A 13182-nucleotide genomic window follows, 5' to 3' on the forward strand; every position below is an offset into this window, starting at 1 on the left:
GGCCCGGGAGATTACCCCCTGGTCAATCTTGAATGCTCCGGACGTGGGGCTATCATCACTCGCACACACGCTGTGACTGCCCGGCAACGCACCGGCCGTGCGGGCTCCACCATGTCTTTCTCCGCCCCTGACGCAAGGCCAACCCTCGTGCGCCGGCGGCGGGTTCACCACCCCCCACCTCTCCATACGTCGTCGGGGTCAGGTCGCCCCGCGTCGTGCACGACGGAAAGCAGCGCACATGAGCAACATCAGGGGCAGAGGGCTGCAGGCCAATGTCCTCGGTACGTTCGACACCGTGGTGATGGCCGTGGCGGGCAGCGCCCCGGCCTATTCCATCGCCGCCACCACGGCCGTCCTCGTCGGCGCGGTGGGCATGGCCGGCCCCGCGGCCCTGCTGTACTGCGCCATACCCATGCTGGGGATCGCGCTGGCGTTCAGCTATCTCGGCCGTATCGACGTGAACGCGGGCGCCAGTTACTCGTGGGTGGGCCGTACGCTGCATCCCTTTCTCGGGTTCATCAGCGGCTGGGCCCTGGTGATCTCGGCGACCATCTTCATGGTGGCGGGATCGCTGCCGGCCGGTGCGATGACCCTGGCCCTCTTCGACGAGGGCCTCGCCGACGACACCGCGCTGTCGACGGTGGTGGGCGCGGCCTGGTTCGTGCTCATGCTGCTCGTCGTGCTGGGCGGCGCCCGGCTCACGGTGCGCGCCCAGCTGCTCATGTCCGGCATCGAGTTGACGATTCTCGCGGTGTTCGCCGTGCTCGCCGTCTTCCACACCCACCATGCCGCCGACTTCGAGTGGTCCTGGCTCGGCCTCGGCAGCTTCCACGGGATGTCCGGCTTCGCGTCGGGGGCGCTGGTCGCCGCTTTCTACTTCTGGGGCTGGGACGTCTCCAGCAACCTGAGCGAGGAGACCCGCAACAGCCGTCGTACGACCGGACTCGCCGGACTGATCGGGGTGGGCATCGTCTTCCTGCTGTTCGAGGTGTTCACCATCGCGGTGAACGTCATCCTGACCACCAAGCAGATCGAGGAGAACGACGCCAACGTCCTGGGCGCGCTCGGCGAGGAGATCTGGCCCGGCTGGGGCGGCAAGCTGCTCGTCGTGGCCGTGATGCTCTCCACCATCGCCACGCTGGAGACCACGCTCATCCAGGTCACCCGCTCCCTGTTCGCGATGGGCCGCGACCGTACGATGCCGTCCGCGCTCGGCCGGGTGCACCGCACCTGGAACACCCCATGGGTGGCCATCACGGTGGTCGGCGCGGTGGCGCTGGCCATGTTCATCGCCTCCAACGCCCTTGGCTCAGTAGGGGACATCCTCTCCGACGCGATCTCGGCGATCGGACTGCAGATCGCCGTGTACTACGGCCTCGCGGGACTCGCGGTGGTCGTGGCGTACCGCAAGATGCTGCTGAAGTCGCCCACCGACTTCCTGCTCGGCGGGCTGTGGCCGCTGTTCGGCGCCGTGTTCATGTTCTGGATCTTCGTCGAGTCGCTGAGCGAGCTCGACCCGGCGGCGATCGCGATCGGCATCGGCGGGCTGGCCGTCGGCCTGGTCCCGATGCTCTGGTACTGGCGGCAGGGCAGCGACTACTACCGGCCGGCCCGCCTGGATGCCTCCCGCACCGTCGAGACCGCGTACGTCCCCGACGACCAGCCGTCCATGAACTCCCGTGTCCACGAGGGTCTCTCCACCGACTTCTGAGGGAGCAGCCCGATGGCGCGAGACCGATTCGCTCCCGACTTCGACCCGGACTGCGGCGACACGGACCTCACGAACGCCTGCCACGACATCGTCATCGGACGCTGGCAGGGCGTCAGGGACCTGCTGCGGGTCACCGGCCCGCAGTGGCTCGCGCGCGGTCACCGCGTCCGGCTGCTCGCGCAGGCCTGCGCGAGCAGTTCGACGGTGGAGTCGTGGCTGGCCGCCGAACCGCGCAGCGGGGACGCCCTGGTGCTGCGGGCGGCGACGGAGACGGCGCGGGCGTTCAACCTGGCCATCGCCGCGGGCCGGGGCATGCCGATCGACCAGCACCGCATCGACACCGCGGTGACGGCGTGTCTCGAGGCCACGGAGGCCTATCTGGACGACCCGACGCCCTGGATCTCACTGATCTCGGTGGCCCGGCTGTACCCCTCGGGGGTGCGCAGGCAGGAACTGGCGCGCTGGTGGGACGAGTTGCACCAGCGCGACCCGTACAGCGTGGAGGGCCACCTCCAGATCCTGCACTACTACTCGGCGCGCTGGCACGGCACGCACGGCCTGATGTACGACTTCGCCCGTGACGCGGCCGGCGTGGCACCCCCGGGCTGCGCGCTGCCGGTGCTGGTGCAGTACGCGCGCGTGGAGGAGTACCGCTACGCCCTCGACGCGGCGCAGGGCAGCCGGTCGGCGATGGCGCTCGGGCAGCACTGGAACCATGACGGTGCCGTCAGTGACGTACGCCGGACCTGGCAGCGCTGGATCATGGGCCGCACGCACGACGGCATCGCGCCCGGCGAGCTGCGCGACCTCAACCACCTTGCGCACGCGGCCTGCCACGCCGGTGCGAGCGACATCGCCGCGCCCGTGCTGCGGATGCTGGGGTGCCGGGCCACGCGGACTCCCTGGTCGTACACGGGAGATCCGGAGCAGCAGATCGTGAAGTGGCGCAAGGACCTGAAGGTGCGCGGCTGAGGAACGGCGGCCTGTTCGGCGCCCGCGCTCAGGGCGCGGCGTTCGGCCCGTCCGGGCGGCCGAGGCGCTGCTGCACCATCTGCCGGGTCAGCTCCTCCGTCTCCGGCTCGGTCAGCCGCTCGAAGCCCTCCTCGGTGATCACGGAGACGATCGGGAAGATTCGGCGGTTGATGTCCGGGCCGCCGGTCGCGGAGTCGTCGTCGGCCGCGTCGTACAGCGCCTGGAGGGCGGCCAGGGCCGCCTCGCGCCGGTCCATGCCCGTGCGGAAGAGCTTCTTCAGCGCGCCGCGCGCGTACGGCGATCCGGAGCCCTCGGCGTGGAAGTCGGCCTTCTCGTACAGGCCGCCGGCGACGTCGAAGCTGAAGATGCGGCCCTGCTCGCCGTCCGGCCTCGACGCGTCGTAGCCGGTCAGGAGGGGGACGACGGCGAGGCCCTGCATGGCCTGGCCGAGGTTCTGCCGGATCATGCCCGCAAGGCGCCTCGCCTTCGCGTTGAGGGTCATGGGGATGCCCTCGATCTTCTCGAAGTGCTTCAGCTCGACCTGGTACAGCTTCACCATGTCCAGCGCGAGTCCGACGGAGCCCGCGAAGGCCACGGCGGTGTGGTCGTCGGCGGGATGCACCTTCTCCAGGTCGCGCTGGGCGATCAGGTTGCCCATGGTGGCGCGGCGGTCGCCCGCGATCATCACGCCGTCGCGGTAGGTGAGGGCCAGCACGGTGGTGCCGTGCGGGAACCGCCCCTCCTCGGCCCGCACGCCGTCCGGGAAGGGACGGCGCATGGGCAGCAGTCGGGGGCGGTGCGCCGCCAGGAACTCCGTGAACGACGACGTCCCCGGAGTGAAGAACTCCTCCCCCAGCCGACCGTCCGTCTCCCTCTCCGTCATCCCACTCCCCCTCCGTGCCGGTCCGACAACCGGACTCCTACCTGAAGCGGGGCCGCGGGAAACGCGGGGGCGCGAAGGCGGCGGTCACCGGACGTTGGGGCGGCGGTGCAGCGGCTGCTCGGGGGCCGGGCCTGCCTGCGCCCGCGGGACCGCGCGGACCGCCGGGCTGTCCTCGCGCAGGGTCAGCGCGACCCCGTGGTGGCTGATCGTCAGCGGCGCCCCCGCCAGCAGGGTGTAGGTGGCCTTGTCGGGGCCGATCTCCACCCGCAGCCGGCGGTCGAGGACCTGCAGGCTGAAGGCGAGGCGGCTGAACTTCTCGGGCAGGCGCGGTGAGAAGCACAGAGACTCGCCGTTGCGGCGCAGTCCGCCGAAGCCGGCGACCAGCGCCATCCAGGTGCCCGCGAGGGAGGCGATGTGCAGTCCGTCGCGGGTGTTGTGCTCCAGGTCCTTCAGGTCCATCAGCGCCGCCTCGGCCGTGTAGTCGTAGGCGAGGCGCAGATGGCCCGTCTGGGCGGCGATGACGGCCTGGACGCACGCGGAGAGCGAGGAGTCCCGGACGGTGAGGGGCTCGTAGTAGGCGAAGTTGCGGGCGATCTGCTCCTCGTCGAAGTGGCTGCCGCAGGTGTACATCGCCAGCACCAGGTCGGCCTGCTTGACGACCTGTTTGCGGTAGAGGTCGAAGTACGGGTAGTGCAGCATCAGCGGGTACCGGTCCGGGCCGGTGGCCTCGAAGTTCCAGCGCTGGTAGCGGGTGAACCCGGCGTGCTGCTCGTGCACGCCGAGCTCGCTGTTGTACGGGATGTGCATCGCCTCGGCGGCGTCCCGCCAGGCCGCGCTCTCCTCGTCGTCGACACCGAGCCGCGCCGCCTCGTCCGGGTGGCGTTCGCAGGCGTCGGCGGCGGCCCGCAGATTCACCTGGGCCATGAGATTGGTGTACGTGTTGTCGTCCGCGATCGCGCTGTACTCGTCCGGGCCGGTGACGCCGTCGATGTGGAAGGCGCCCTGGTGGTCGTGGTGCCCGAGCGAACGCCACAGCCGGGCCGTCTCCACCAGCAGCTCGACTCCGGCCTCGCGCTCGAAGAGTTCGTCCCCGGTGGCCGCCGTGTAGCGCACGACGGCGTCGGCGACGGCGGCGTTGACGTGGAAGGCCGCGGTGCCGGCCGGCCAGTACGCCGAGCCCTCCGAGCCCTCGATGGTGCGCCAGGGGAACGCGGCACCGCCGAGGCCCAGTTGGGCGGCGCGTTCCCGGGCGGCGGGCAGGGTGCTGTGCCGCCAGCGCAGTGCCTCGGACACGGCCTCGGGCGCGGTGTAGGTGAGCAGGGGCAGGACGAAGGTCTCGGTGTCCCAGAACGCATGGCCGTCGTAGCCGGACCCGGTCAGGCCCTTGGCGGCGATCGCGCGCTGCTCGGCGCGGGCGCCGGCCTGCAGCACGTGGAAGAGCGCGAAGCGGACGGCCTGCTGGATCTCCTCGTCGCCCTCGATCTCGACGTCCGCGCGCGCCCAGAAGTCGTCGAGATAGGCCCGCTGGTCCGCCAGGAGACCGTCCCAGCCGCTGTGCCCGGCCGCCGCGAGGGCCGCCTCGACCTGGTCGCTCATCGCGGGCCGCGAGCGGACGGCGGACCAGCCGTGGGCGACCAGCTTCTCCACGCGCAGCCGTTCGCCGGGTTCCAGGACGGCGGTGACCGTCAGCCGGGCCACGTCCACATTGCTCTCGCTGCTGGTCGTGGTCCGGTCCGGGCCGGTGACGTTGTGGTCGGCGGCCACCGCGACCCGCAGCCCGCTGTGCCTGGTGCGGTGCACCAGGCGGAGCCGGTGGCCGACGGCGACGTCCTCCTCGGCCTCCAGCGGCGACTTCAGTGTCTGGGCGGCGCGGGGGTCGCCGTTGGGCCCGGGCAGGCTCTCGTTGGCGACCAGCTCGGACTGGATGACCACCCGGGAGCGGCTACCGACGGCCTCCACCTCGTAGGCGACCGCGGCCATGGCCCGCTGGGTGAGGGAGACCATGCGGGTGGAGCGCACCCGGACGGTGGAGCCGGCCGGCGAGGTCCATTCACAGGTCCGCTCCAAAACGCCCCGCCGCAGGTCGAGGACCCGCTCGTGGGAGACGAGGCGGCCGTAGCGCAGGTCGAAGGGCTCGTCGTCGACCAGCAGCCGCAGCACCTTGCCGTTGGTGACGTTGATGACGGTCTGGCCGGACTCCGGGTAGCCGTATCCGGCCTCCGCATAGGGCAGTGGATGCACCTCGTGCACGCCGCCGAGATACGAGCCGGGCAGGCCGTGCGGCTCGCCCTCGTCGAGGTTGCCGCGCCAGCCGACGTGTCCGTTGGACAGGGCGAAGACGGACTCGCTCTGGGCGAGGACGTCCAGGTCGAGGTGCGTCTCGCGCACGGTCCACGGCTCGACGGCGTACGACCTGTTGGTGATCACGCCTGTCCTCCCAGTTCCGCGAGGTCCTGCACGACGCGGTCCGCGCCGTGCCGGTAGAGCGCGTCGGTCTGGCCGGTGCGGTCGACGCCGACGACGTAGCCGAAGTGGCCGGAGCGGCCCGCGTCCATGCCGGCGAGGGCGTCCTCGAAGACGGCCGCCCGGGACGGTTCGACGCCGAGGTCGCGGGCGGCCGCGAGGAAGGTGTCGGGGTGCGGCTTGCCGGGCAGCTTGCGCTCGGCGGCCACCACACCGTCGATCCGCACCTCGAAGAGGTGCTCCGCCTTGATGGAGCGCAGCACGTCCCGGGTGTTGGCGCTGGAGGAGACGATCGCGGTGTGCAGGCCGTGGGCACGCACGGCCTCGATGTAGCGCAGGGTGCCGTCGTACGCCTCGACGCCCTCGGTGCGGATCTTCTCCAGGACCAGGGCGTTCTTGCGGTTGCCGATGCCGTTCACGGTGGCCGCGTCCGGCGGGTCGTCCGGGCTTCCCTCCGGCAGTTCGATGCCGCGGGAGGCGAGGAAGGTGCGGACGCCGTCGGCGCGTGGTCGCCCGTCGACGTATTCGTCGTAGTCGGCACCGGCGTCGAAGGGGCGGAAGTCCTCGCCGTCCCGCTCGCGCAGGAAGGCGTCGAACGTCTCCTTCCAGGCGGCCGCGTGCACGACGGCCGTCCGGGTCACGACCCCGTCGAGGTCGAAGAGACAGGCCTGGATGTCTTCGGGAAGACCGAGCTGCGTCATACGGGATCCGTTCCCCTCTCGGGACCGTCCACGGTGTGGTGCGCGCCACATGGCCTACGCGTATTGACCCGGAGCCCGTCTTGTCGTGCGGGAACGAGTGGTGTTCGTGGGCGACCTGCCAGCGGCCGCTCTCCTTGCGCAGGCCGAGGGTCAGGCGCAGCCGGAGGGTGGGGCGTTCGGCGAGTTCCTCGGGCGTGCCGCAGCGCAGCAGTGCGTGGGCGTAGGCGACGTCCGGTCCTGCGGTGACGTGGAGGGTGTCGATGTCGAAGCAGGCGCCCTGTGCCTGCCACTGGAAGAACGGCGGCCAGCTGGCGCGGTAGGCGGCGAGGCCGTGGATGCCCTCGTGCGGCGGGGGGACGTCGTACATCACGATGTCCTCGGTATGGTCGGCGAGGACTCCGTCCAGGTCGCCGCGGTGGACGGCCTCGGCCCAGTTCTCGATCAGTGTGCGGATCTGTGCTGCGTCGTCGGGCACGGCAGCGGCTCCTTCCCTCGGCAGGGACGGGTCCCCTGTACAGGGACGACTCCCCGTGGGCCCATGGTTCATCGCACCGCCGTCCGGGTGACACACTCTGCTGTGTGCCGCTGACTTTCGACGATCTCCTCGCCCGTGTCCGCTCTCTTCCCCGGGGTGAGGGGCGCGCGGTCCTCGGCATCGCCGGCAGCCCCGGGGCGGGCAAGACGACGCTCGCCGAGAACCTGGTGCGCGAGCTGAACGGCTCCGGCCTGCCGTGGGCCGCCCATGTCCCGATGGACGGCTTCCATCTCGCCGACGCCGAGTTGGAGCGGCTCGGCCGACGGGACCGCAAGGGCGCCCCCGACACCTTCGACGCGGCCGGGTACGCGGCGCTGCTGCAGCGGCTGCGCGAGGACGAGTACGGCGAGGTCGTGTACGCACCCGGGTTCGAGCGGGTGCTGGAGCAGCCGATCGCCGGAGCGGTCGCCGTGCCACCGCAGGCCCGGCTGATCGTGACGGAGGGCAACTATCTGCTGCTGGACACGGGCGCGTGGCCACGGGTCCGCGCGCGGCTCGACGAGGTGTGGTTCTGCGAGCTGGACGAGCAGGAGCGGCTGCGGCGGCTGATCGACCGGCACGAGCAGTTCGGCAAGGGACACGACGAGGCCGTGGAGTGGGTGATGCGCAGCGACCAGCACAACGCCGAGCTGATCGCCGCGACCCGGGAGCGCGCGGATCTGGTGGTGCCGATGGGCGACCTCGCGCTCAAGTACTGATCGCGCGCAACGTCAGCCTCGTCATGTGGTGGGTGTGGTTCGGTGGGCGCGCAGGGTGACGGTCAGGGTTTGGGGGCCCTGGCCGCCGATGTAGAGGCGGTTTCCTGTCGTCGCGTCGGTGCCACCCGCCACCGTGTAGTCCTGCCCCGGGTCGTAGCGCAGTACGTCGCTGCTTTCCGGCCCGGCGAGCGGTTCGCCCGAGTCGACGCGGGCCTCGACCCGGATCTCGTCGTCGCCGACCCGGTAGGTCATCGCCCCGGTCGTCAGGCACCAGCGCCCGTCGCCGATCGGTACGGCGCCCTGCGTCACGTCTCCCGGCCGGAAGGTCAGTTCGAGGGCCCAGGGCACCCGGGGCCCGCTGAGGTCGATGCGCAGGTCGGCGCCGTCCTGTGTGAGGTCCACGTCGACGCGGGTGGTGTGCGTGACCTCGTCCCGTGGGCGGTCCGGGAAGGCCATCGCGGCCGAGAAGCGTCCCTCGTCCGCCATCCGGTAGGCACCGTCGTCCTGTCGACGGTGCGGTGGGAGCGGCTGGTAGTAGGCGGCCGTGAGGGTTTGCGTGAGCCGGTAGCGGCCGGCGTCGATCCGTTGCATGTCGGCCGCGCGGAACGGGCCCAGGTCGAAGAACCCCCGCGACAGACGGACCGCGTCGAGGACGGCGTCCCCCGCGAACAGGCGCAGGAAGGTGGGATTGCAGGCGAGCCCCGAGCGGATGCGCCGGTGCTCGGGCACGTCCGAGCCGCCGTACACCACCGTGTGTGCGGTGGCTGTGGTGTGTGTGGCGAGGCGTGCGGTGGTGAGGTACCGGTCCCGCGGCAGCGTCCGCGCTTCCGGTTCGGGCAGGGTGCGGCACAGGTCCGGAGCGAGGAGGGTCTCGGCGAGCAGGCCGGGGTCGTCGATGCCGCCCTCGCCTGCCAGCCGCGCCGCACGGGCGAAGTCACCCCGACCGGTGCGGATCGCGAGCAGCCGGTAGTGCGGCAGATAGGGCGCGAGCGGGAACGGGTGGTTCTGGTCCTGCCGTCGCGAGTGGACGGTCTCCACCGTGCCGTCCGGCGCGATCAGGTCCAGGGTCGTGGCGAGGTTGCGCTCCACGGCGTCCTGGAGGTCGGCGCGGTCGAGCACGTCGGCCAGCAGGAGCAGCGACGGGTTGGACACGTGGGCCGCGTAGTTGGCGCTGCGTTCCGAGTACAGTCCCTCCGCGTCGATGTCGACGCCCTCGGCGAGCCACTCCTCGATCCGGTCGAGCAGCCGGTCGTCCGGGAAGGACCGGTGCAGCCGGGCCAGCGCCGCGCACAACTCCCAGCGGTGGTTCGGGGTGTGCACCCCGCCGGTCAGGAGACTGGCGGTCGCGGCGTCCGCGATCTGCCCCAACGCCGCGGTGACGTCGCACAGTTGCGGCCCCGCGCCCGCGGCGAGGACGTGCGCGTCGCACACGTCGTTGACGGTGAACGCCGAGTCCGGCGGTGACTGCACGTTGTCGCCGCCGGCGAAGAGGCCGGTGGCGGTCTGCACGTTCCGCAGGGCGCGGAGGTGGTTCGTCGCGGCGGTGACGGCCCGCCCGCTGCCGTGCAGGGCCGAGTCCGGGCAGCGGTAGGCGGCGACGAGGGTCTTCGCGCGCCGTGCCAGTGCGCGGTGGGTCACTCCGGCGGGTTCCTCGTCGCAGTCCGCCGCGAGCGGGGCGGCGAGCCGGTCGGCCGCGCGCGCCGCCGCGCGAACGAACTCGTGGTCGAACCCGTAGTCGGCTTCGTGGTCGAACCCGTGGTCGGCCTCGTGGTCGAACTCGCTGGGCACAGTCAGTCCTTCAGTCCGGCGTTGATGTCGGCGCCCATGACGTAGCGCTGGAAGACCAGGAAGACGAGGATCAGCGGGATCATCGAGATGACCGATGCGCCGAGCAGGACCGACCAGTTGATGTTCTGCGCGCCGACGATGCTCTGGATGCCGATCTGCACGGTGAACTTGTTCGGGTCGTTCAGCATCAGCAGGGGCCAGATGTAGTCGTTCCACCGCCACTGGAAGGACAGGATGGCGAGGGTCAGCATGATCGGCCGGGACAGCGGCACCATGATCCGCAGGAAGATCGACAGTTCGCGGGCGCCGTCGATGCGTGCCGCCTCCACGAGTTCGTCGGGGATGGTCAGGAAGAACTGGCGGAACATGAAGCAGCCGGTCGCGGTGAGCACGGCCGGCAGGATGATGCCGCCGAAGGAGTTGTAGAGGCCGAGGTTGCGGACCACCAGGAACTCGGGGGCGAGCATGACCTCGGACGGCAGCATCGTGGTGGCCAGGATGCAGAGGAAGAAGGCCTTGAGCCACCTGTTGTCGTACTTGGCCAGCGCGTACCCGGTGCTGCAACTCGCCCCCACCGTGAGGATCGTCGTGATCACGCACACGATGGTCGTGTTGACGAAGTACTGCGAGAAGTTGGCGCTGCGCCACGCCGTCAGATAGCCCGACAGGGTGGGGTGGTGCGGAATGAGCGACAGCGGATAGGAGAACAGGTCCCCGGCCGGTTTGAGGGAGCTGAGGATGAACCACAGCACCGGCAGTCCGTAGAGGCACGCCAGGATCCACAGCAGGGTCGTCGCGGACACCGCCCGCCGCAGCCCGCCGGTGCGCGCGCCGGGTAACCGCTTCCTGGAGACGGCCCGTCCGGGAGCGGCGTCGGCCCGGCGTGGCATGTCTGTGGTTGTCATCGGTTCTCCACCCGCCGGTTGACGATCAGCTGGATGACCGCGACGGCCATCAGGATGAGCATGAGCACGAACGACGCGGCGCTCGCGTAGCCGATCTGGCCCCGTTGGAAGCCGGTCTGGTAGATGTACTGGACCAGCAGGTTGTTCGAGGTACCGGGCCCGCCGTTGTTGAGGGAGACGAACAGCGGGTACTCCTTCATCGCGTTGATCGTGTTGAGCAGGATGACGATGAACGAGGTGGGCGCGATGCTCGGCAGCGTGATGCTGAAGAACTGCCGCCAGGGACCGGCGCCGTCGAGCGAGGCCGCCTCGTAGTACGACACCGGTACGTTCTTGATGGCGGCGATGAACAGCAGCATCGAGAAACCCGTCCAGGCCCAGGACGCCGCCATCACCACCACCAGCAGCGACAGGTCCGCGTTCGACTGCCAGTGCACGGCGGGCCCGCTGAGCTTCTCGATGACGTAGTTGACCAGTCCGAAGTTCTCGCCGAACAGCCAACGCCACAGCACGCCCACGACGATGGGCGACAGCAGCCAGGGGATGAAGAAGACGACGCGGGCGACCGACGCGCCCTTGGCGTGCCTGCTCACCAGCATGTTGGCGATGAGCAGCGAGAGCGCGAAGTTCAGCGGGACGAAGAGCACGGTGTACAGCAGCGTCCTGGTCAGCGCGTCGTAGAACGTGGAGTCCCCGAACAAGCTGTGGTAGTTGTCCAGGCCGACGAACTGGAACGCCCCCACACCCGTGTAGTTGGTGAAGGAGTAGACGAGCCCGATCACCGCCGGCCACACGAAGAACAGCGCGAAGAGCACGACGTTGGCCGCGATGAGGACGAGCGGCGCGAGGATGTAGCGGCTGCGTCTCCTGGGCGGGCTCGTGGACACGTCCGGGGCGCGTTTGGTCATCTTCCTGACTCCGTGCTGGGGGGAAGGGTTTGCTGTGGGCTCACGCCATGAGCCCGGCATCGCAGGGGCGTTCGCGGCCCGGGTGGCGGCATCGCGTTCCGCCGCCACCCGGCCCCGCCGCCTACGACGCGCCGCCGACCTGCTGGTTGTAGCCGGCCACGATGTTGTCCAGGGCCTTGCCGACCGACTGCTGGCCGTTGATCGCCTTGCCGAGCTCGGTCTTGGTCGGGTCGGTGGTGAGGCTCTTGCCCTTCAGCACCCAGTTCGTCTGCGCGGTGTTGAAGTACCCGGAGATCGGGGCGTAGAGCGGGATCTCCTCGTTGTACAGCTTGAACGCGGCCTGCGCCGCCTTTGAGGTGAACGGGTACTTCGGGCTCAGGCCGCTCTCGACCGGGAGGAAGCCGGAGGTCTCGACCAGCTCGGTGTACTGCTTCGGCTCGTACACCCACGACATGAACTTCTTCGCGGCGGTGGCCGCGGCGCCGTTGTTGTTGAAGCCCACCATCATGCCGCCGCTGTTGACGTCACTGGCCTGCACCGGCTGGGCCGGGGTCGGGACGCTCGCCCACTCGAACTTCTTGATGCTGTCCGCGAAGGCGGCGACCTGCCACACGCCGGACCAGTAGGCGACCACGTCACCGCTCTGGAACATGGCCGACGGGTCGGCGCCGCTGGTCCACACCGACTTCGGCATGGTCTTGTCGTCGTTGAGTCCGACGAAGTAGCTCACGGCCTTCTTGGTCGCGGCGTCCGCCGAGAACTTCCCCGAGGAGTCCGCGTGGATGTACTTCCCGCCCATCTCGTACACCATGGCGCGCAGCCGGGACGGCGACTGGTCGAAGGTCAGGGAGTACTTGGCGCCGGTCTTCTCGCGGACCTTGTTCGCCGCGGCGATGAAGTCCTTCCAGGTCCAGGTCTTCGAGGGCGAGGTCGGGAAGGAGACGCCGGCCTTCTCGAAGAGCGACTTGTTGATGAACAGGCCGGACGCGGTGACGTCCGAGGGGATCGACAGCACCTTGCCGGAGGAGTCCTTGGCGAGGAAGTTGGCGTTGATGCGGTAGCTCTTGTCGTTCGCGATGGAGCTGAGGTCGATCAGCTTGTTCGACCAGATCGGGTCCAGCGCGGGCACGTCGGCCACGTCGGGCAGGGAGTTCGCCTGTGCGGCGTTGTGCAGCTTCGTCGGGTAGCCGTCGTAGGGGATGTTGACGAGCTTGACCTTGACGCCGGTCTCCTTCTTGTACTGCGCCACCAGCTTCTTCCACCCGGCGTCCTGACCCGGGACGGTGGAGATCCAGAACGTCAGCGACTTGGCGTTGCCGCCCGATCCTGAGCCCGACCCGCAGGCGGAGAGCACCAGGGCACCTGCCGTGGCCACGGCAGCAAGGGGAACCAGGCGGCGTATGCCGCCGCGGCCGAGTCGGCGGGAGCGCCGCACACCCACACTGGTCATCTTCGAACCCTTTTCGTCGTAGCGGACGGAGCACGGCGCCGGCCGCTGGAGTAGCAGGTCCCCGTTTCCTATCACTGTGATGGAATACCCACAAGGGTTATCGCATCCCTTTGCGGATCCTGATCCCCTTGGCACAGCGCACAGGACTGGTAATGTCCGGGACGGCCA

10 protein-coding genes and 1 pseudogene are annotated in these 13182 nt (G+C 69.9%); 3 read left to right on the forward strand and 8 right to left on the reverse strand.

The genetic code is table 11. The features are described from left to right. Positions 1 to 238 precede the first annotated feature (238 nt). Positions 239 to 1711, forward strand: coding sequence for an APC family permease (locus MQN93_RS41155; RefSeq protein ID WP_242713522.1), 1473 nt, complete (start codon positions 239 to 241; stop codon positions 1709 to 1711). Positions 1712 to 1723: 12 nt separating this feature from the next. Next, positions 1724 to 2683, forward strand: coding sequence for a hypothetical protein (locus MQN93_RS41160; protein ID WP_242713523.1), 960 nt, complete (start codon positions 1724 to 1726; stop codon positions 2681 to 2683). A 28-nt stretch (positions 2684 to 2711) separates the two neighbouring features. On the opposite strand, the gene prcB is transcribed toward MQN93_RS41160, so the two are convergent. The 4 genes and pseudogenes from prcB to MQN93_RS41180 form a co-directional block, all read right to left on the reverse strand. Continuing rightward, positions 2712 to 3566: a proteasome subunit beta gene (gene prcB, locus MQN93_RS41165; protein WP_016430636.1), complete on the reverse strand. Its 855-nt coding sequence runs from the start codon at positions 3564 to 3566 to the stop codon at positions 2712 to 2714. Between the two features lie 84 nt (positions 3567 to 3650). Beyond that, on the reverse strand, positions 3651 to 5993 hold the full coding sequence (locus MQN93_RS41170) for a glycoside hydrolase family 65 protein (RefSeq protein ID WP_242713550.1): 2343 nt from the start codon (positions 5991 to 5993) through the stop codon (positions 3651 to 3653). After that, positions 5990 to 6730 (reverse strand): HAD family hydrolase, encoded by a 741-nt coding sequence (locus tag MQN93_RS41175; RefSeq protein WP_242713551.1) that lies wholly within the window; start codon positions 6728 to 6730, stop codon positions 5990 to 5992. Before MQN93_RS41175 ends, MQN93_RS41170 begins: the two co-directional genes overlap by 4 nt. An 82-nt stretch (positions 6731 to 6812) precedes the next feature. Continuing rightward, a pseudogene (locus MQN93_RS41180) lies at positions 6813 to 7205 on the reverse strand (YybH family protein); the annotation flags it as partial. Between the two features lie 104 nt (positions 7206 to 7309). Between MQN93_RS41180 and MQN93_RS41185 the strand changes: the two are divergent. Continuing rightward, complete coding sequence (locus MQN93_RS41185) at positions 7310 to 7963, forward strand: nucleoside/nucleotide kinase family protein (protein ID WP_242713524.1); 654 nt, start codon at positions 7310 to 7312, stop codon at positions 7961 to 7963. 21 nt (positions 7964 to 7984) lie between these two features. Here MQN93_RS41185 and MQN93_RS41190 read toward each other — a convergent pair whose 3' ends face one another. The 4 genes from MQN93_RS41190 to MQN93_RS41205 all read right to left on the reverse strand — a co-directional run bounded on the left by MQN93_RS41190 (position 7985) and on the right by MQN93_RS41205 (position 13014). Further along, positions 7985 to 9751 (reverse strand): hypothetical protein, encoded by a 1767-nt coding sequence (locus MQN93_RS41190; RefSeq protein ID WP_242713525.1) that lies wholly within the window; start codon positions 9749 to 9751, stop codon positions 7985 to 7987. 2 nt (positions 9752 to 9753) lie between these two features. Then, a complete protein-coding gene (locus MQN93_RS41195; RefSeq protein WP_242713526.1) occupies positions 9754 to 10656 on the reverse strand; it encodes a carbohydrate ABC transporter permease in 903 nt (300 codons plus the stop codon). Continuing rightward, complete coding sequence (locus MQN93_RS41200; RefSeq protein ID WP_242713527.1) at positions 10653 to 11564, reverse strand: carbohydrate ABC transporter permease; 912 nt, start codon at positions 11562 to 11564, stop codon at positions 10653 to 10655. The genes MQN93_RS41195 and MQN93_RS41200 overlap by 4 nt, the downstream gene beginning before the upstream one ends. A gap of 121 nt (positions 11565 to 11685) precedes the next feature. Further along, the gene (locus MQN93_RS41205; RefSeq protein WP_242713528.1) at positions 11686 to 13014 is read right to left on the reverse strand and encodes an ABC transporter substrate-binding protein; all 1329 of its coding nucleotides are present in this window, start codon (positions 13012 to 13014) and stop codon (positions 11686 to 11688) included. Between the last annotated feature and the right edge of the window lie 168 nt (positions 13015 to 13182).

This window comes from Streptomyces spinosisporus, from assembly GCF_022698145.1.
GTDB lineage: Bacteria > Actinomycetota > Actinomycetes > Streptomycetales > Streptomycetaceae > Streptomyces > Streptomyces spinosisporus.